Source organism: Bradyrhizobium sp. 164, assembly GCF_023073715.1.
Taxonomy (GTDB): Bacteria; Pseudomonadota; Alphaproteobacteria; order Rhizobiales; family Xanthobacteraceae; genus Bradyrhizobium.
Map to the genome: position 1 here is coordinate 30,139 of NZ_JADPKA010000043.1, position 18,696 is coordinate 48,834.

Consider the following 18,696-nt stretch of genomic DNA (forward strand, 5'->3'; position numbering starts at 1 on the left):
GTCGCGCAAATCACCGCGCGTTACTGTAACGATCACCACGATATCGACCGAATCGCAATTGGTTTGATGGCAGGCGAATCACAAATCCCCATCGCGGAAGCCAAGAAGCGGCGTTTCGCCGTGAGCCTCGCCCTGTTCTATTCGGCCGTCTTCGCGGTCTCGGGCACGCATCTGCCGTTCTTCCCGGTATGGCTGAAGGCGATCGGCGTCGACGCGGCCTGGATCGGCCTCATCAACGCGCTGCCGGCGATCACGCGCTTCACCACGCTGCCGCAAGTGACCGCCTTTGCCGAAAAGCGGCAGGCTATTCGCGCCGCCATGATGGTGTCGGTGCTGGCGACGGCGATCGGCTTTACCGCGGTCGGCTTGCAGCAGCAGCCGCTGGCCCTGTTCCTCATCTATGCGCTGACCTGCATGATGTGGACGCCGACGATGCCGCTGACCGATGCCTACGCGCTGCACGGTGTCGCGCGTTACGGGCTCGATTACGGGCCGTTGCGGCTGTGGGGCTCGGCGGCGTTCGCCGCAGGCTCGCTCGCCTGCGGCTATCTCGTCGACAGCATCGCGCCACGTGATCTGATCTGGGTCATCGTGGCATGGGCCGTCGTTGCGGTTCTCGCCAGCTTGCTGCTTCAGCCGCTCGACGAGGTCAGGCGCAGGACCGCCGAGACGCATGCCGGCAAGGCCTTGCTGCGCGATGGCGGCTTTTGGGCGATCATCGCCTCGGCGGCGCTGATCCAGGGCAGCCACGTCGCTTATTACACCTTCTCGGCCATCAATTGGCAGCTCCAGGGCCTCGGCGGGTTGACGATCGCGGCCCTGTGGACGCTGGGTGTGATCGCGGAGATCGTCGTGTTCGCCCTTTCGCCGCGCGTCTCGCTGCATCCGTCCACGATGATGGCAATCGGGGGGCTCAGCGCCGTGGTGCGCTGGATCGTCACCGCCAACGAGCCGCCGCTGGCGCTGCTCGCGATCGTGCAACTCGGCCACGGTCTCACCTTCGGCATGACCATCATCGGCACCATGAATCTCCTGGTGCAGCGCGTGCCGGCGCACCAGATTGCGCGGGGACAGGGCTACTACGCCGCGTGCAACGGTCTATTGGGCGCAACGACCTCGATCGCGTCAGGCGCGATCTACGCCCGCATCGGCGACGGCCTGTATTACGTCATGGCCGCGATGGCCGCTGCCGGTGCGCTGGTGATCTGGTCGGCGCGGCACCGGCTCAAGTCTCATCCCCAGAGCGAAGCGTCCGGCGGGTAAACCAGGCTGTCGTCATAACGCAGGCCGTGATCGCGATCGCGCGCCAGCAGCAGCGGGCCGTCGAGATCGACGAAGCGCGCCTGCGGCGTCACCAGCATCGCAGGCGCCATCGACAGCGAGGTCGCGACCATGCAGCCGATCATGATCTCGAAGCCGAGCGACCGCGCAGCATCGGCCATGGCCAGCGCTTCGGTGAGGCCGCCGGTCTTATCGAGCTTGATGTTCACGGCGTCGTAGCGCGCGCGCAGGGGCTCGAGCGACGAGCGGTCGTGCACGCTCTCGTCGGCGCAGACCGCGACCGGACGCTTGATCCGTGCCAGCGCCTCGTCCTTGCCAGCGGGCAGCGGCTGCTCCACGAGCGTGACGCCGACGTCGGCGCAGGCGGCAAGATTGTGCTCCAGATTGGCGTCGTTCCAGGCCTCGTTGGCGTCGACGATCAGCTCGGATTCGGGTGCGGCCTTGCGCACCGCCGCGATCCGCGCCGGATCGTCTTCGCCGCCCAGCTTGATCTTGAGCAGCGGCCGGTGTGCGGCCTTGGCGGTCGCCGCGGCCATGCTCTCGGGCGTGCCGAGGGAGATGGTGTAGGCGGTCGTCCGCTCGCCGGGCTCCGGGCGGCCCAGCAGGTTCCAGGCGCGCAGGCCGGCCGCCTTGGCCTCGAGGTCAATCAGGGCGCAATCCAGCGCGTTACGAGCCGCTCCAGGCGGCATTGCCGCCTGGAGGGCCTGCCGCGTCAGCCCGCCCGCCACGGCCTGCTGCATGGCCTGAATGGCGCCGAGCGCCGCTTCCGGAGTCTCGCCGTAGCGGGGGTAGGGCACGCACTCGCCGCGGCCGGTCAGCCCGTCCTGGCTGACCTCCGCCACGACGGTCACGGCCTCGGTCTTGGCCCCCCGGCTAATGGTAAAGCTGCCGGCAATCGGAAAGCGCTCGATTCGTGCCGCCAGGGAGACAAGTTTGCTGGAAGTCATTTTGAACCCTGGCGAAATCTGAACCTGCTGGTTACCTCTAGCAACTAATAGTGGCCAGTTGGGGATACCTTCTCTAGGTAAGGGCGCGTGCGCAACCTTCTGTTTTCCTCCGTCCCGGCAGGGGAGCGGACATCTTGAGCGGCGATCCGAAGCTGGAACGGGTTGCCAAGGGCAATGCGCTTGCACTCTGCGCCACCGGGACCTGGACCGCGAGCTTCGCGCCGGTCCTGGAGCGGATGGTGGCCGATGCCGAGCAGCTCGCCGGCAGCCCCCAAAGCATTTTCATCGACGTCTCCGAAGTCGCCAAGCTCGACACGTTCGGTGCCTGGCTGATCGAGCGGCTGCGCCGCAGCCTGACGAAAGGACCTGTCGAGGCCCAGATCGCGGGGCTCTCCGCCAATTATTCGAGCCTGGTGGACGAGGTGCGGCGGGTCAGGGCGACGCCCGTGGTCGACGGCAGCACGATCACCATCATCGGCATGCTGGAGCAGATCGGCCGGGCGGTCGCCGGCGTGGCCGGTACGATGGCCGGCCTCGTCGACATGCTCGGCGCGGTGCTCGCGGCGGGCTTTCGCGTCCTGATCCACCCGCGCTCGTTCCGCCTGACCTCGACCGTGCACCATATGGAGCAGGTCTGCTGGCGCGCGGTGCCGATCATCGTGCTGATCACCTTCCTGATCGGCTGCATCATCGCCCAACAAGGCATCTTCCATTTCCGAAGGTTCGGCGCCGATATCTTCGTCGTCGACATGCTCGGCGTGCTGGTGTTGCGCGAAATCGGCGTGCTGCTGGTCGCGATCATGGTCGCCGGCCGCTCGGGCAGCGCCTACACTGCCGAACTCGGCTCGATGAAGATGCGCGAGGAGATCGACGCGCTGCGCACCATGGGGTTCGACCCGATCGAAGTGCTGGTGCTGCCGCGCATGATGGCACTCGTGATTGCGCTGCCGATCCTCGCTTTCCTCGGCGCGATGGCCGCGCTCTATGGCGGCGGGCTCGTCGCCTGGCTTTATGGCGGTGTCCAGCCGGAGGCCTTCTTGTTGCGGCTGCGCGACGCCATTTCGATCGATCATTTCATCGTCGGTATCGTCAAGGCACCCGTGATGGCTGCGGTGATCGGCATCGTCGCCTGCGTCGAAGGGCTCGCGGTGCAGGGCAGCGCGGAATCGCTTGGACAGCACACGACCGCGTCGGTGGTGAAGGGCATCTTCTTCGTCATCGTCATGGACGGCATCTTCGCCATCTTCTTCGCCTCGATCGGGATGTGACGATGGCAGGCGAAATTCAAAATCCCATTATCCGCGTCCGCGACGTCACCGTGCAGTTCGGCGCAACGCGCGTGCTCGACGGCCTCAACCTCGACGTCAAGCGCGGCGAGATCCTGGGCTTCGTCGGTCCCTCGGGCGCCGGCAAATCGGTGCTGACGCGCACCATCATCGGCCTCGTGCCGAAGGTCGCAGGCTCGATCGAGGTGTTCGGCGTCGACCTCGATTCCTCCAGCACGTCGCAGCGGCGAAATGTCGAGCGGCGGTGGGGCGTGCTGTTTCAGCAGGGCGCGCTGTTCTCCTCGCTCACGGTGCGGCAGAACATCCAGTTTCCGATGCGCGAATATTTGCGCGTGTCGCAGCGGCTGATGGACGAGATCACCATGGCCAAGCTGACCATGGTCGGTCTCAAGCCGGAAGTTGCCGAGCGCTTCCCGTCCGAGCTCTCCGGCGGCATGATCAAGCGCGTGGCGCTCGCCCGTGCGCTGTCCCTGGATCCGGATCTCGTCTTCCTGGACGAGCCGACCTCGGGCCTCGATCCGATCGGCGCCGGCGATTTCGACGAGCTGGTCAGGACGCTCCAGCGCACTTTGGGGCTGACAGTTTTCATGGTAACGCACGACCTCGATAGCCTTTACACAGCATGTGACCGCATCGCCGTTTTAGGGAACGGTAAGATCATTGCAGCAGGGTCGATCGCCGACATGCAGGCCTCGCAGCATCCCTGGCTGAGACAATATTTCCATGGCAAGCGCGCCCGCGCGGTGATGGGCTGAGGTGCCGGAGTAGCTGATGGAAACGCGCGCAAATTACGTGCTGATCGGGTCGTTCACGCTGGCGGTGATCGCCGCTGCGTTCGGCTTCGTGCTGTGGTTTCAGTCGCTGCACACCACCAAGCAGCGCAGCCCCCTGCGCGTCGTGTTCGAGGGCCCCGCGGCGGGGTTGCGCAACGGCGGCAGCGTCAATTTCAACGGAATTCGGGTGGGTGAGGTGGTCTCGGTGAAGCTGGACAACCCGCGGCGGGTCGTCGCACTCGCCATGATCGAGAACAACGCCCCGATCCGCAAGGACACCCTGGTCGGGCTCGAATTCCAGGGCCTCACCGGCGTCGCCGCAATCTCGCTCAAGGGCGGCGACGAGGCCGCGGCCCCGCCGCCGCTCGACCAGGACGGCATCCCGACGCTGACGGCGGATCCCAACAAGCTCCAGGACGTCACCGAGGCGATCCGCGGCACGCTCCAGAACATCAACAAGATCGTCGCCGACAATCAGGAATCGGTGAAGAACTCGCTGAAGAATTTGGAGACCTTCACCAACTCGCTCGCTCGCAACTCCGAGAAGATCGATGGCGTGATGGCCAAGGTCGACGGCGTGATGCTCAAGGCCGACAATCTCATGCTCGGCCTCAACACGCTGGCCGGCGGCAAGGACGGCGGCGAGCTGTTCCAGGCGGTGAAGTCGATCCGCGAACTGGCCGAGGATTTCGATAAGCGCTCCGGCGCGCTGATGAGCGATGGCCGCCGCACTCTCGGCGACATCAGTCGCGCCGTGAACAATTTCGACCGCAACCCGACCCGCGTCCTGTTCGGCGCCAGCAACTCATCGCAACCCGCCCCGCCGCCCGAGCCGCCAAAGCCGGCGGCGAGCGAGCGCAGACGATAGTTGGCGAGGTGTTCGCGTGTCGCTCACCATCGTATTGTGAGCGCCAGGTCTCGTGTCCCGGACGCGCTGCAACGCCCTTAGCGTTGCTGCGCAGAGCCAGGACCCAGAAGGCAACACGGTGTGATGTGCGACATTGGCCCCGGCTCTGCAGCGCACCGCCGAAGGGGCGCTACGCTGCGTCCGGGGCACGACAGCGAGGATGCCGCCCAAAACCAAAACGGAGGCCGTGAGGCCTCCGTTTTCATCCGCTAATCGGTAACGCTACGAGCCGCTCACCCGAGCCGTCCCGCCGCGTGGGCCAGCAGCGTGTAGACCAGCCCCGTCTCCGAGGTCAGGTGGCTGCGCAGCTCCTGCGGGCCGCGGCCGTCGCGGGCGACTTCGTCGAGCAGGCGCTCGAACTCCGCGATGTAGCGGTCGACCGTGCCCTTGAAGTTGCGGTCGGCGCGATACTTGCGGGCGACCTCGTCGAAGGCCTTCTGGCCGGCGGGCGTGTAGAGGCGCTTGGTGAAGGCCTTGTTCTCGCCGCGCTGGTAGCGGTCCCACATCTCGGCGGCGAGGTTGCGGTCCATCAGCCGGCCGATGTCGAGCGACAACGATTCCAGCGGATTGCCACCACCTTGCAGCGCCTGCGGCTGCGGAGCGGGTGCCGCGCGGCCGCGGGGAGCCTCACGGCCGGCCGAGGCGGCAGGACCCGTGTCGGCGCGGTTGAGCAGGTCCGACAGCCAGCCGTCGCGGCCCTGGTCGTTGCCGGCAGGCGCGACCGACGGCGCTTCGGTGCGGCGCGCAGCCGGCATGCCGAGATCCGGCGGCGGCAGCGTCGAGGCGCTGCCGGTGTCGCGCATGCGGGTCTCGGTGGCGCGGCCTGCGACTGCGGCCAGCACCGCCGGCTCTTCCTGGCGCTGCACGCTGCCGCGGCTCGTCGTGGTGACGTCGAGGCCGCGGCCATGCTGGGCTACGATGCGGTTGAGCTCGGCGAGCGCCTCGATCTGGTCGACGATCACCTTGCGCATTTGCGCGGTGCTTTCGGCAGCCTCCTGCGGCATCTCGAGCACGCCGCGGCGCAGCTCGTTACGGGTGGATTCGAGCTCGTTGTGCATCTCGAGCGCCATCTGCTTCATGCTTGCGACCAGATTGCTGAAGCGCTCGGTCGACTGCTTGAACATCGCATCCGCCTCGTCGGTGGTCTGGCGGTAGATGTCGTGCATGGCTTCGATGGTCTGGCGGTGCTCCTCTTCGGACGCCGCGCGCACCGCCTCGAACTGGCGGGTGATTGCGGCAGAGCCTGCGCCGGCGGTCTCGGCGACGACGCGGGCGATGTCGCGGGCACGCTCTTCGGCTGCGGCCAGCGATTCATCGAGCAGGCCGGTGAAGCGCGACAGGCGCTGGTCGAGATCGGCCGTACGCAGGTCGATTGTGGTGACGAGCGATTCCAGCGCCTGCTTGCGCTCGGCGAGCGAGGCGGTGGTGTTCTTGTTACTCTGCTCGACGACCTGCGCGGCCTCGACAAGCGCCTTGCCATGCTTGTCGAATTGGGTCGACAGCTCGCCGAGGTCCTGGAGCGCCTTCGTGGTCTTGCTGTTGAAGACGTTGAGCTGGTCTTCCAGGTTCTGCGTCGCGGCGCCGTTGCGCGAGGTGACGTCGTTCATCGCCGAGACGAAGTCGGCGACGCGCGTCACCAGCGCCCGCTCGAGCGAGTTGAGGTTGTCGTGCGCACCGGTCAGCACCTCCTGAAGCAGGATGTTGCCTTCGCGCAGCCGCTCGAACAGCGCCACCGTGTCGGTGCGTAGGATCTTGCTGGTCTCCTGCATCTCGGTCACGGCCGCGATCGAGACCTGGCGCGACTGGTCGATCGCCGAGCGCGAGGCCTGCTCGAGGTCCTTGAGCGACTTGCCGACCGCGCCGGTGGCGATCTCGCTCGCCGTATTGATGGCGCGGGCGACTTCCGAGCCGTTGCCCATCATAGTCTGCGAGAATGCCTGGCCGCGCGTCTCGATCGACTTCAGCGCGTCGGAGGTGACGCGGTCAATGTCGAGCGTGAGCTGGTTGGTCTGGGAGCCGATCGCGTCGACCAGGGCGCCGCGCTTGGCGTCGATCATGTTCGACAGACGGTCGGCCTGCTGCTGCACATAGGTGACGATCTCGTCGGTCTTACCGGTCATGGCCTGGCCGAAGCTGCTGCTGGCGGCGAGCACCGAGCGCTCGACGTCGGCCGAACTCGACTTGACCCGCGAGCTGGCCTCGTTAGAGGCGGATATCAGCGCGTTCTGGGCGCTGAGCGCGCTGGTCTGGATGTCGTTGGTCGCGTTCGCGGCGGCTGCGCTCAGTGTACGCTCGATCTCGGTCGAGATCGTGCGGATCTGGCTCGCGGCATCCGCCGAGGTCGAGGTCAGCGAGGTCTGCGCCTCACGCGCGCTGTTGAGGATCGTCGAGGCGGTGTCGGCGCCGACCGCGGTCAGCGTGCGCTCGATATCCGTGGTCAGCGACTTGATCTGGCTCGCCGCGTCGGTCGAGGCGGAGATCAGCGTGCCCTGGGCCTCGCGGATACCGCTGGTGAGCGCTTCGATGGTGGCGCCGCCGGCGGTTGCCAGCGCGCGCTGCATCTCGGCCGCGAGCGAACGCACCTGGCTGGTCTGCTCGGCCGAGACCGTGAGCAGGGTGCTCTGGGCGTCGCGGGCGCTGGTGGTGATCGTCTCGGCGGTCGACTGGCCGACCTGCGAGAGCGAACGATGCACTTCGGCCGCGAGCGACTTGACCTGGCTCGCCGCATCCGAGGACGCCGTGACCAGCGTGCTCTGGGCCTCGCGGGCGCCGCTCATGATGGTCTCGGCGGTCGAGGTGCCCGCCATCGAGAGCGAGCGCTGCACATCGGAAGACAGCGCCTTGATCTGGTTGGCGGTCTCGGTCGAAGCCGCGATCAGCGCGCCCTGCGCATCGCGGGCGCCGGCGACGATCGACTCCGCTGTGGTGGTGCCGGCCAGCGACAGCGAACGCTGCACGTCGGCGGTGAGCGTCTTGACATGGTTGGCCGCATCCGAAGAGGCGGTGACGAGCGTGGTCTGCACCTCGCGGGCGCCGGCCAGGATCGAGGCCGCGGTCGCCGAGCCCGCTGCGGACAACGTGCGTTCGACGTCGGCCGCGAGCCCCTTGATCTGGTTGGAGGCATCGCCCGATGCGGCGACCAGGGTCGACTGCGCCTCGCGGGCGCTGGTCAGGATCGAGTTCGCAGCACCGGTGCCGACGGCGGTCAGCGCGCGCTCGACCTCGGACGAGGTCATCTTGAGCTGGGCGTTGACGTCGGAGGAGACCGTCAGCAGCGACTGCTGAGCGGTGCGCGCGCCGGTCTGGATGGTCTCGCTGGTGTTGACGACGAGGTTGGTGAGCGAGCGTTCGGCGTCCTCGACGTGCGAGCGGATCGCGGTCGAGATCATCTCGGCGCGGGACATCATGTCCTCGCTGGCCTGGCGTCCGCTGCTCTCGATGCGGCCGGCGACCGCCTCGACGCGCGAGCCGAGCAGGTCCTCGAACTGCGCCACGCGCACGTCGATGTCGCTCGCGACCGAGCCGACCTTGGTCTCGATGGCGTGGTGGATCTCCTGGAAGCGCGCCGTGACCGTGTCGGACAGATGCGCGGTGCGGCCGTCGATGACCTCGGTGACGCCGGTGATGCGGCGGTCGACGGCCTCGATCGCCTGCGCGGTGCCGTCCGTGAGGGTCGAGGTCAGCAGCGTGAGGCGCGTGTCGATCGACTGCACGGCCTGCGAGGCGCCGTTCGTCACCGCGGAGGTCAGGTAAGTGAGGCGGGAGTCGATGGATTCGAGCGCCTGCGACGCGCCGCCCGTCAGCGTCGTCGTGAGATGCGTTAGCCTCGTGTCGATCAACTGGATGGTCTGCGATGCGCCGTCGGTCAGAGAGGTGGTGAGGTGGTTAAGGCGCGCGTCAATGGTTTCGATGGCCTCCGATGCGCCGCCGGTCAGCGACGTCGTGAGGTAGGTGAGGCGGGTATCTATTGACTGGATCGCCTGCGCGGCGCCCTCGCTCAGCGACGTTGCCAGCGTATTGATGCGTCCGTCGATGGTTTCGGTCATGGACCTGGCGCGGGTGTCGAACGACTGTTCGAGCGCGGCGACGCGGCCGACGAGCTGCTGGTCGAAGGTCCTGATGTGGCCTTCGATCGTGCCGTCGAGGCTGGCGATCTTGCCGTCGAGCGAGGCGTCGAGGTTGCTGACGCGTTCCCCGACCGTGGTCTCGAATTGCACCAGCCGCTGGTCAAGCACGGCCGTGATCTGGCCGCCGTTAGACGTGAAGCGGGTGTCGAAATTGTCGACATAGGTCTTCAACGTCTCGGCGATGTCCTGCGTGCGCTGGCCCATGCGCTCGACGATCTCTCCGCCGAAGGTCTTCACGGTGCGGTCGAACTCGGAGATGTGGCGCGTGATCAGCGCGCCGAGCGTGCCGGAGTCGCGGGCGAACTTCTCGACCAGCTCGGTGCCCTGGTTCCTGACGAGCTCGTCGAAGGCGCTCATCTGGAGCGACAGCGAGTCGTGCGCAGTCTCGGTCTGGCTGACGACCTTGGCGACCAGGCTGTTGACGGTGGCGTCCAGCGCCTCGCTCGCCTTGTCGCCGCTCGTCATGATCTGGCCGGCGAGCCGGTTGCCGGCGTCGTCGATCTTGGCAGAGATGTCGTTGGAACGCAGCTCGAGCTCGAGCAGCAGCGAGTCCGACGAATTCTTCAGGGAATCATGCACCTGCTCGGTGCGCGCGGAGATGCCGTCGACGATCGCGGCGGAGCGCTGCTCGAACTCGCCGGTGATACGGTCGATGCGCTCGTTCAGCATCTCGTGGACGCGGTCGGCGAGATCGACGAATTCGTCGTGGACGTGGCCGGTCTTGAAGTTGAGGCTGGTGGTCAGCCGCTCGCTGGCGTCGAGCACGGCGCGCGTGGTCTCGTTGCTGGCCTCCTCGAGGCGATCGAGCAGGTCGCCGCCGCGCTCACCGAGCGCCAGGATCATGTTGTCGCCGGCATTGCTCAGCGCCTGGGTGATGTGGGCGCCGCGCTCTTCCAGCGCGCCGGTGATGGACTTGGCGACCTCGTCGACGCGCGAGGCGATCGCGTCCGAGATCAGTGCGATGTCGTGGCGCAGGTCGATCTGCACCCCGGAGATGGCGCTGCGGACCTGCTCGGCCTGGCCGACCAGGTTGTCGCGCTGATGCGCGATGTCCTGGAGCAGGGCGCGGATGCGCACCTCGTTGTCGGAATAGGCCCGCTCGAGCGCCGCGACCTCGTTGGCGACCAGCGTCTCAAGCTCGCCGGCGCGCGCAATGGCGCGCTCGATGCCGTCGCCCATCGCTGCGACCTCACGGCGGATGGCCTGGCCGACGGTGACCATGGAATCGGAGGCCGAGCCTTCCGGCTCGGAGAAGCGGATCGCGACCTGCGCCATCGCCTGCGCGATCATGCGCATTTCCTGGCCGCGCCAAACGAGGCTCGCCAGGAAGTAGAACAGCATGATCGGCGCGAAGAACATCGCGATCAGGCCGGCAATGACGAGCACGCCACCGCTCTGGCCCATGGCGGCCTGGATCGAGGGCAGGAAGCCGAATGTCAGCGCGGCGCAGGCGGCGAGCCAGACGCCGGCGAAGATGGTGGCGAAGGTGTAGACGCTGCGGGCAGGGCGGCCCCTCTGAAGCGCCTGGAGCAACTGGCCGATGGTCTCACGGTCGTCATTGGCTGCGCGGCGCGAGGTACGCGGCTCCTCGATCGGGTCGAACGCGGTTGCTCGTTCGTTGGCGGCGGGGCGCGGCTCGAAGCTCGGCTCGTCGAAGACCGGAGGCGCGGGCGGCCCCACCGGAGGCACCGTCTCGTTGCGCATCGCCGCGTTGCGGCTGGTATCCGCAGCGGTGTCACTGATGTTCAGGGCTTCCTGGATCGCAGAAAGCGCAACTTCTGTGGGGTCTTTGGCCTTTTTCGGAGTGTTCGCCATGTTCAGTCCGAGCCCTCGTTACTTGTACGCGTCCCCCCGCGAGCCCTGCGCGATACGCAAGCCCACAGACCGGATCATGCCGCTTGCGCGGATCTCCGAGCCGTCCCCACCCGGACGGCTTGTCCGCCAATTTCTGCAACATCCTATTGGCAGAGCGTCGCGAATGAAATGGCTGCGATTAAGACAATGTTAATCATCGTTAACAGGATCGCGCCGTAACGCCTTAGCACTAAATGCAATTCTCCACCGAACTCGGCCGATTGCGGCAACTTTTCGTCAACAAATCGGCGGAATTGCGTAAAACGGCCCAAACATTTCGTTAACCATTTTCATGCTTGGGTAGGAGGAACCTGACCGCCGGACCGGCGGGACGATCGCGCGCTGCCGGGGCCCTGGTCATGACGCCTGAACTGCAACGGATGGACTGGATGCCCTCGCCCCCGCTTGCACCCATCGACAGTCCGCTCGACCTCGATCACCTCGCCCGCATGACGCTCGGCGATGCCGAGCTGGAACGGGAAGTGCTGGCGATGTTTGCCGAGCAGGCAGTCCGCCTGGTTGCGGCGATGACGGCGCTGCCGGCCGAGGCCGGTGCACTGGCCCACAAGCTCAAGGGCTCGGCACGCGGGATCGGCGCCTTTGCCGTGGCCGATGCCGCAGGCAGCCTGGAGACCGCGATCCGGACCGGTCATGGTCGGCCCCACGCCCTTGCCGTCTTGAAAGAGGCGGTAACCGAGGCTCGCGCCGCCATCGAGGCGATGCTGAAGCCTTAAGGCGCGGACTGTCAGAACCGGGTTCTACTCTTTTGTTTTGACGCGTGTTCTTCCCGCGAAGCGGGATTCACCTCGCGCCGAAAACGCTATGGCGCCGGGCTGACCGACCCGTTATAGGACAGGCCGGGACCCCTCCTTCATTCCAAGCACCGCGGCAGCACGAGCACACATGGCCAAGATTCACTTTGTCGACCACAAGGGCGAAACCCGCACGGTGGAAATCGAGAACGGCGCAACCGTGATGGAAGCCGCCATCCGCAACAGCATTCCCGGCATCGAGGCCGAATGCGGCGGCGCTTGTGCCTGCGCGACCTGCCATGTCTATGTCGACGAAGCCTGGCGCGAGAAGGTCGGCAACCCGACGCCGATGGAAGAGGACATGCTCGACTTCGGCTTCGACGTGCGCCCGAACTCGCGCCTGTCCTGCCAGATCAAGGTCTCCGATGAGCTCGACGGGCTCGTCGTCGCGACGCCGGAACGCCAGGCCTGATCCACTCGATTAGGTAACTATGTCCTCGGCGGCGCGACCTCGATGCCGCGCTTGTGCCAGGGTCTCAGCTTTGCGATCACTTCCGCTGTGAGCGGCGTCGGCCGCCGCGACGCTTCGTCGATCATCACGCCGACCGAATTCGCCGACGCGATGCACTTTCCTTGCGAGAATACGACTTGCTCGAAGGTCACCGACGTTCGTCCGAGCTTCACCACGCCAAGGCCCAGCTCGATCGTGTTCGGCCAGTGCAGCTCGGCGCGGAAATGGATGTCGAGCCGCACCATGATCCAGGCAAGCCCCGGCGGCGTCAGCCCATATTCCGGGAGCTTCATCAGCGTGACACGGCCGGTCTCGAAATAGGTGGCGTAGACGGCGTTGTTGACGTGCTGGTTGGGATCGAGATCGCCGAAGCGCACGTTGTCGCTGAGGCGATATGGGTAGTCTTCCAGGCGGGGCGTCGTATCGAGGTGGCTTGGTGCGTTCACCGATTGATCTCCGTCATATCCTTGCTCGTTACAGCCCAGTTAGTTTGACCCGGCAAGAGGGTGCGGCTGCGGGGCGCTGCCGCTTTTATGCCTTCCCTGATCCATCCCCGTTGGCTAGACAGGCAGGGTCACCCTCGGCCCAAGGGGCGCCGTCCAACCGATAACGACCGATAAAAGAGACGACATGAGCGACGTGATCAAAACCGATGTGCTGATTATTGGCGCCGGCCCGTGCGGTCTGTTCGCCGCCTTCGAGCTTGGCCTTCTCGACATGAAGGCGCATTTCGTCGACATTCTGGACAAGGTCGGCGGCCAATGCGCCGAGCTCTATCCGGAAAAGCCGATTTACGACATTCCCGGCATTCCCCAGGTCTCGGGCCAGGGGCTGACCGAGGCGCTGATGCAGCAGATCAAGCCGTTCCATCCGACCTTCCATCTCGGCGAGATGGTCGAGACCGTGGAGAAGATCGGCGATCCTGCATTCCGCTGCACCACCGATGCCGGCAAGGTGTTCGAATGCAAGGTGGTGGTGATCGCGGCCGGCGGCGGCTCGTTCCAGCCCAAGCGCCCGCCGGTCCCGGGGATCGAGGCCTATGAAGGCACTTCAGTGCACTACGCCGTGCGCAAGATGGAGACGTTTCGTGACAAGAGCGTGCTGATCGTCGGCGGCGGCGATTCCGCGCTGGACTGGACACTCAATCTGCATCCACTTGCCAAGCGCATCACGCTGCTGCACCGGCGCGATGAGTTTCGCGCCGCGCCCCACAGCGTCGAGCAGATGCGCGCGCTGGTCGCAGGGGGCAAGATGGATCTGCGGCTCGGCCAGGTCACGGCGCTCTCCGGCATTGATGGCAAGCTCTCCGGTGCCACCATCAAGGGCAACGACAACACCATGACTGAAATTGCCTGCGACACCATGCTGCCCTTCTTCGGCCTGACCATGAAGCTCGGCCCGGTCGCGAACTGGGGCATTGCGCTGGAGAACAATCTGGTGCCGGTCGAGACATCGGCGTTCGAGACCAACGTATCAGGCATCTTCGCAATCGGCGACATCAACACCTATCCCGGCAAGATCAAGCTGATCCTGTGCGGCTTCCATGAGGGCGCGCTGATGTCGCAAAAAGCCCATCGCTACGTCTATCCGGAGAAGCGGCTGGTGTTCCAGTACACGACCTCGTCCTCCAGTCTGCAAAAGAAGCTCGGGGTCAACTGAGCGGTTGGGGCCGGAAGGCCATGCCCCATATTTCTGGTGCTGGAGCCGTTCGCGAAATCGCCGTAGTCTGTGGCCATCCAGTCCTGGCTAGCAAGTGATTGGCATAGCAAGGTGATCTAATGCAGAATCTTCTTTCCAGCTCTCGGCTGCTCCCCTTCCTCGCGCTCGCGTTGTCGCTTCTTGCGGTGACACCGTCTGCGGCACAGACCGCCGAGCCTACGGCGGCGGGGCTCTGGCAGAAGATCGAAGACGGCAAGACGGTCGGATGGTTTCTCTTCATTGACCGCAACGGCGTCTTCGAAGGCGTGATCGCGAAGACCTTCCCGCGGCCCGGCGACGATCCGAACGAGGTCTGCTCCAAGTGCACGGACGACCGCAAGAACGCGCCGGTGCTCGGCATCTCCTTCGTCCGCAACATGAAGCGCGAAGGCTTGAAGTACGAAGGCGGCAACGTGCTCAATCCGCGCGACGGCCAGATTTGGAAGGCCAACATGAAGATCAGTCCAGACGGCCAGACCCTGACGCTGCGCGGCTATCTTGGCATCGCGCTGCTCGGCAAGGACGAGACCTGGACGCGGCTGCCGGATGCCAACATCGCGCAGATCGATCCTGCCATCGTGGCAAAATATCTCCCTGCGCAGGCCGCCGCCGCGAAGCCGGCGGCCCCTGCGGCGAAGAAGGGCGGCGCGATGATGGCGCCGGCGCCCAAGCAGTAAGGGCGCTTCACGCTGGGTATCATCCCAGCTGCTTTCCCATTCACTGGCGTCGTCGGCCCGCCACCGGGTCTCGCCTTCGGCGAGCCCGATGATGGTGCGTATCCGCCGCAAGGCGTCGATCCTTCCGCCCTCCGCCAGTAGTTCCCCGGAATGCGTGCTGGCGCTGGAATTGCATAGCCTCCGCAAAGCTGTTGGGGGTGAGTCGCTGTCCTTCACGCCTTTCGCCGAGCCGCGGACGGCGGACGGCGGGCGTTGTCCCTCGCGGCGATGATTTCGATCCGCGGAGACGACATGAGATCTGCAATATCGCGTGCGGCCCCGCTGCTGGGTCTGATGACGCTGCTGGCCGCATCGGCGCTGGCGCGCGACGACGGGCGCTACGCCAACTCGCCGCTAAAACCGTGGTTCGAAAGCCTGCACAGCGAGTTCGGACAATGCTGCACCGACGCTGACGGCTACGTCATCGCCGACGTCGATTGGGAGTCCGATCGCGGCCACTACCGCGTGCGCATCGACAACGAATGGGTCGTGGTGCCCGACGGCGCGGTGATCACCGTGCCGAACAAGATCGGCCGCACCATGGTGTGGAAGCACTATATCGACGGCCATCCGCGCGTGCGCTGCTTCATGCCGGGCAGCATGACGTGAACGCGGTAAGTCTTCGATGTGTAGCGGCGGTAAAAGGAAGACGAAACGCTTCAGGGTTCAGTTTCAAGATCGTTTCGTGGATCGCTTTCTTCAGGTCACCGGCGCCGGATTGAACAGCGTGAGATCGTTGTGGATGCCCCAACGATCCGACCACGGTTTTGTCCGGCCGCTGGCGACATCGAGGATCAGGCGGAACAGGTCCCAGCCGGTTTCCTCGATGGTTTTCTCGCCGGTGGCGATGCGGCCGGCATCGAAGTCGATCAGGTCCTTCCAGCGCCGCGCGAGTTCGCTGCGGGTTGCGACCTTGATGACGGGGGCGGCCGCAAGGCCGTAGGGCGTGCCGCGGCCGGTGGTGAACACCTGCAGCGTCATGCCGGAGGCGAGCTGGAGCGTGCCGCAGATGAAGTCGGAGGCGGGGGTAGCCGCGAATAGCATGCCTTTCTGAGTCGCCTTCTCGCCGGGCGAAAGCACGCCGGTGATGGCGGACGACCCGGACTTGACGATCGAGCCCAGCGACTTCTCGACGATATTGGCAAGGCCGCCCTTCTTGTTGCCAGGCGTGGTGTTGGCGCTGCGATCGGCGCCGCCGCGGGCAAGATAAGAATCGTACCAGGCCATCTCGCGCACCAGCGCGCGGCCGACGTCCTCGTTGATGGCGCGTCGCGTGAGCAGCTGGATGGCGTCGCGCACTTCGGTGACTTCCGAGAACATCACGGTGGCACCGGCACGCACCAACAGGTCCGCGGCGAAGCCGACGGCGGGATTGGCGGTGACGCCGGAGAACGCGTCGCTGCCGCCGCATTGCAGGCCGATCACGAGGTCGGAGGCCGGGCAGGTCTCGCGCTTGCGGGTGTTGAGCACCTTCAGCCGTGCCTCGGCCTGGGTCATGATCGCATCGACGATCGCGCCAAAGCCGTCGAAGGCCTCGTCCTGCATGCGCACGATCGCATCGCTGACGCCTTCCGGCACCAGCCGCTCCGGCGCGAGCTTCTCGCAGCCAAGCCCGACGACCAGAATCTCGCCGCCGAAATTCGGATTGAGCGCGATGTTCTGCAGCGTGCGGATCGGCACCACCGCGTCGGGCGCGGTGATGGCGACGCCACAGCCATAGGCGTGGGTGAGGGGGACGACGTCGTCGACGTTCGGGTACTTCGGCAACAGCTCGGCGCGGATGCGTTTCACCGCGTATTCCATCGTGCCCTTGACGCATTGCACGGAGGAGGAGATGCCGAGGATGTTCTTGGTGCCGACCGAGCCGTCGGGATTGCGAAAGCCCTCAAAGGTGAAACCTTCGAGCGGCGGCAACGGCGCGGGCACGGCGGTCGAAATTTCGAGCTTGTCGAGGGCAGGGGCTTCCGGCATGCGAATGCGGGCCTCATCCACCCATTCGCCGGCCAGGATCGGCGACAGGGCGTAGCCGATCACCTCGCCGTAGCGGATGATCGGTGCGTCCAGTGCGATGTCGACCAGCGCGGTCTTGTGCCCCTGCGGCACGAAAGCGCGCAGCGTCAGCCCGCAGGCAAAGCGGGAGCCGGCGGGAAGCCCAAAATCATTGACGACGATCGCAACATTGTCGCGCTCGTTGAGCTTGATGTAGCGGGGTTGCTCTTTCGCTGCGACTGACTGGTCCATACGCTTTCCTAAAGAACGGGAGAAGCCGTGCTTTCGCTCACCTCTCCCCGCAGGGAGAGGTGGGCACCTACGCTTGCGACGCAATCCCGGCCTATCAGCCAGGGAAGGTATAAGCCGTCTTCACCGTGGTGTAGAACTCGCGCGCGTACGAGCCCTGCTCGCGGGCGCCGTAGCTCGAGCCCTTCCGCCCGCCGAACGGCACGTGATAGTCGACGCCGGCGGTCGGCAGATTGACCATCACCATCCCGGACTCGCTGTTGCGCTTGTAGTGCGAGGCGTATTTCAGGCTGGTGGTGCAGATGCCCGAAGCGAGGCCGAACTCGGTGTCGTTGGAGATCGCCAGCGCCTCTTCGTAGTTCTTGGCGCGGATCACGGCGGCGACGGGTCCGAAGATTTCCTCGCGCGCGATGCGCATATTGTTGTTGGCTTCAGTGAACAGCGCCGGCTGGAGGTAGTGGCCGGGCGTCTCGCGCTTGAGCAGCTCGCCGCCCCACGCAAGCTTGGCGCCCTCGTCCTGGCCGATCTTGATGTAGCGCAGGTCCTGATCGAGTTGGCTCTGGTCGACGACGGGGCCGATATGCACGCCGGCCTTGAGCGCGTCGTCCACCGACAGGCCCTTCAGGCGCTCGGCCATCGCGGCGACGAAGCGGTCGTGGATGCCTTCGGTGACGATCAGACGGGAGGAAGCGGTGCAGCGCTGGCCGGTCGAGAAATAGGCGCCGTTGACGGCGACCTCGACGGCAGTCTTGAGGTCGGCATCGTCGAGCACGACCAGCGGGTTCTTGCCGCCCATCTCGAGCTGGAACTTCTTCATTGGATTCGACAGCACGCAGGCCTGCGCGATCTTGCGGCCGGTCTGAACCGAACCGGTGAAGGAAATCGCGGCGACGTCCGGGTGTTCGAGCAGGGTCTGGCCGACCACGGAGCCGGAGCCGACGACAAGGTTGAACACGCCCGCGGGAATGCCGGAGCGGGTGATGATCTCGGACAGCGCGTGCGCCGAGCCCGGCACCAGCTCGGCCGGCTTGAACACCACCGTGTTGCCGTAGCAGAGCGCGGGCGCGATCTTCCAGGCGGGGATCGCTATCGGGAAATTCCAGGGCGTGATCATGCCGACGACGCCCATCGGCTCGCGGGTGAGCTCGACGTCGAGGCCGGGACGCACGGAGGCGCCCTTCTCGCCGATCAGGCGCAGCGCTTCGCCGGCGAAGAACGCAAAAATCTGGCCGGCGCGGGCGACTTCGCCGATGCCTTCCGGCAGCGTCTTGCCTTCCTCGCGCGCGAGCAGGCGGCCGAGCTCTTCCTTGCGGGCCAGGATTTCCAGAGAGATCTTGTTCAGCGCGTCATAGCGCTCCTGCGGGGTCGAACGCGCCCAGGCGGGAAAGGCGGCCTTGGCGGCGGCGATCGCCTTTTCGGTCTGCGCCTTGTCGGCCTTGGCATATTCGCCGACGAGGTCATTGGTGTTGGAGGGGTTGATATTCCTGGTGACGCCGGAGCCATCGACCCATTCGCCGCCGATGAAGTTCTTCAGGATCGCAGTCATGTATTCCTCCAAGTCATTTAGCGGCATGATCCCTCTCGGAAAACCGGTACCCACTTTTCC

At 65.7% G+C, this 18,696-nt stretch carries 14 protein-coding genes; 9 read left to right on the forward strand and 5 right to left on the reverse strand.

The window, feature by feature from the left end:
• The first annotated feature begins 66 nt into the window (after nt 1-66).
• The gene (locus IVB01_RS15600) at nt 67-1,263 is read left to right on the forward strand and encodes a major facilitator superfamily domain-containing protein 6 (RefSeq protein ID WP_247494682.1); all 1,197 of its coding nucleotides are present in this window, start codon (nt 67-69) and stop codon (nt 1,261-1,263) included.
• On the opposite strand, the gene dgcA is transcribed toward IVB01_RS15600, so the two are convergent.
• On the reverse strand, nt 1,233-2,228 hold the full coding sequence (gene dgcA / locus IVB01_RS15605; RefSeq protein WP_247421955.1) for an N-acetyl-D-Glu racemase DgcA: 996 nt from the start codon (nt 2,226-2,228) through the stop codon (nt 1,233-1,235). The genes IVB01_RS15600 and dgcA overlap by 31 nt on opposite strands.
• A gap of 134 nt (nt 2,229-2,362) precedes the next feature.
• Between dgcA and IVB01_RS15610 the strand changes: the two genes are divergently transcribed.
• Genes IVB01_RS15610 through IVB01_RS15620 form a run of 3 tightly spaced genes read left to right on the forward strand, consistent with a single transcriptional unit; the run spans nt 2,363 to nt 5,155 of the window.
• Nucleotides 2,363-3,496, forward strand: a complete 1,134-nt coding sequence (locus tag IVB01_RS15610; protein WP_247494683.1) for an ABC transporter permease — start codon at nt 2,363-2,365, stop codon at nt 3,494-3,496.
• Nucleotides 3,497-3,498: 2 nt separating this feature from the next.
• Nucleotides 3,499-4,269, forward strand: a complete 771-nt coding sequence (locus IVB01_RS15615; protein WP_247421949.1) for an ABC transporter ATP-binding protein — start codon at nt 3,499-3,501, stop codon at nt 4,267-4,269.
• A gap of 16 nt (nt 4,270-4,285) precedes the next feature.
• The gene (locus tag IVB01_RS15620; protein ID WP_247421946.1) at nt 4,286-5,155 is read left to right on the forward strand and encodes an MlaD family protein; all 870 of its coding nucleotides are present in this window, start codon (nt 4,286-4,288) and stop codon (nt 5,153-5,155) included.
• A gap of 272 nt (nt 5,156-5,427) precedes the next feature.
• Here the strand turns inward: IVB01_RS15620 and IVB01_RS15625 are convergent, their stop codons facing one another.
• Nucleotides 5,428-11,136, reverse strand: a complete 5,709-nt coding sequence (locus IVB01_RS15625; protein ID WP_247421943.1) for an apolipoprotein A1/A4/E family protein — start codon at nt 11,134-11,136, stop codon at nt 5,428-5,430.
• A gap of 398 nt (nt 11,137-11,534) precedes the next feature.
• Here IVB01_RS15625 and IVB01_RS15630 point away from each other — a divergent pair, with 398 nt between their 5' ends.
• Both IVB01_RS15630 and IVB01_RS15635 read left to right on the forward strand, forming a co-directional pair.
• The gene (locus tag IVB01_RS15630) at nt 11,535-11,909 is read left to right on the forward strand and encodes an Hpt domain-containing protein (protein ID WP_247421940.1); all 375 of its coding nucleotides are present in this window, start codon (nt 11,535-11,537) and stop codon (nt 11,907-11,909) included.
• A 169-nt stretch (nt 11,910-12,078) separates the two neighbouring features.
• Nucleotides 12,079-12,399, forward strand: a complete 321-nt coding sequence (locus tag IVB01_RS15635) for a 2Fe-2S iron-sulfur cluster-binding protein (protein WP_247278705.1) — start codon at nt 12,079-12,081, stop codon at nt 12,397-12,399.
• A 17-nt stretch (nt 12,400-12,416) separates the two neighbouring features.
• On the opposite strand, the gene IVB01_RS15640 is transcribed toward IVB01_RS15635, so the two are convergent.
• Entirely contained in the window at nt 12,417-12,884 is a 468-nt protein-coding gene (locus tag IVB01_RS15640) for a thioesterase family protein (protein WP_247421937.1), read from the reverse strand.
• Nucleotides 12,885-13,068: 184 nt separating this feature from the next.
• Between IVB01_RS15640 and IVB01_RS15645 the strand changes: the two genes are divergently transcribed.
• The 3 genes from IVB01_RS15645 to IVB01_RS15655 all read left to right on the forward strand — a co-directional run bounded on the left by IVB01_RS15645 (nt 13,069) and on the right by IVB01_RS15655 (nt 15,461).
• Nucleotides 13,069-14,097, forward strand: coding sequence for an NAD(P)/FAD-dependent oxidoreductase (locus IVB01_RS15645; RefSeq protein WP_247421934.1), 1,029 nt, complete (start codon nt 13,069-13,071; stop codon nt 14,095-14,097).
• Between the two features lie 119 nt (nt 14,098-14,216).
• Nucleotides 14,217-14,813, forward strand: a complete 597-nt coding sequence (locus IVB01_RS15650) for a DUF2147 domain-containing protein (protein ID WP_247421932.1) — start codon at nt 14,217-14,219, stop codon at nt 14,811-14,813.
• Between the two features lie 291 nt (nt 14,814-15,104).
• Nucleotides 15,105-15,461, forward strand: coding sequence for a hypothetical protein (locus IVB01_RS15655; RefSeq protein ID WP_247421930.1), 357 nt, complete (start codon nt 15,105-15,107; stop codon nt 15,459-15,461).
• A gap of 90 nt (nt 15,462-15,551) precedes the next feature.
• Here IVB01_RS15655 and garD read toward each other — a convergent pair whose 3' ends face one another.
• Nucleotides 15,552-17,093 (reverse strand): galactarate dehydratase, encoded by a 1,542-nt coding sequence (gene garD / locus IVB01_RS15660; RefSeq protein WP_247421928.1) that lies wholly within the window; start codon nt 17,091-17,093, stop codon nt 15,552-15,554.
• A 94-nt stretch (nt 17,094-17,187) separates the two neighbouring features.
• Nucleotides 17,188-18,636 carry an aldehyde dehydrogenase family protein gene (locus IVB01_RS15665; protein ID WP_247300152.1) on the reverse strand — a complete coding sequence of 483 codons (1,449 nt, stop codon included), beginning with the start codon at nt 18,634-18,636 and terminating at the stop codon, nt 17,188-17,190.
• Nucleotides 18,637-18,696: the final 60 nt, after the last annotated feature.

What these genes read in the sequence shown, in the direction of transcription:
- IVB01_RS15645 (WP_247421934.1), top strand. Translation starts at nt 13,069, where the DNA reads ATGAGCGACGTGATCAAAACCGATGTGCTGATTATTGGCGCCGGCCCG.
- IVB01_RS15600 (WP_247494682.1), top strand. Translation starts at nt 67, where the DNA reads ATGGCAGGCGAATCACAAATCCCCATCGCGGAAGCCAAGAAGCGGCGT.
- garD (WP_247421928.1), bottom strand. Translation starts at nt 17,093, where the DNA reads ATGGACCAGTCAGTCGCAGCGAAAGAGCAACCCCGCTACATCAAGCTC.
- IVB01_RS15620 (WP_247421946.1), top strand. Translation starts at nt 4,286, where the DNA reads ATGGAAACGCGCGCAAATTACGTGCTGATCGGGTCGTTCACGCTGGCG.
- dgcA (WP_247421955.1), bottom strand. Translation starts at nt 2,228, where the DNA reads ATGACTTCCAGCAAACTTGTCTCCCTGGCGGCACGAATCGAGCGCTTT.
- IVB01_RS15665 (WP_247300152.1), bottom strand. Translation starts at nt 18,636, where the DNA reads ATGACTGCGATCCTGAAGAACTTCATCGGCGGCGAATGGGTCGATGGC.
- IVB01_RS15615 (WP_247421949.1), top strand. Translation starts at nt 3,499, where the DNA reads ATGGCAGGCGAAATTCAAAATCCCATTATCCGCGTCCGCGACGTCACC.
- IVB01_RS15650 (WP_247421932.1), top strand. Translation starts at nt 14,217, where the DNA reads ATGCAGAATCTTCTTTCCAGCTCTCGGCTGCTCCCCTTCCTCGCGCTC.
- IVB01_RS15655 (WP_247421930.1), top strand. Translation starts at nt 15,105, where the DNA reads ATGAGATCTGCAATATCGCGTGCGGCCCCGCTGCTGGGTCTGATGACG.
- IVB01_RS15635 (WP_247278705.1), top strand. Translation starts at nt 12,079, where the DNA reads ATGGCCAAGATTCACTTTGTCGACCACAAGGGCGAAACCCGCACGGTG.
- IVB01_RS15630 (WP_247421940.1), top strand. Translation starts at nt 11,535, where the DNA reads ATGACGCCTGAACTGCAACGGATGGACTGGATGCCCTCGCCCCCGCTT.
- IVB01_RS15625 (WP_247421943.1), bottom strand. Translation starts at nt 11,136, where the DNA reads ATGGCGAACACTCCGAAAAAGGCCAAAGACCCCACAGAAGTTGCGCTT.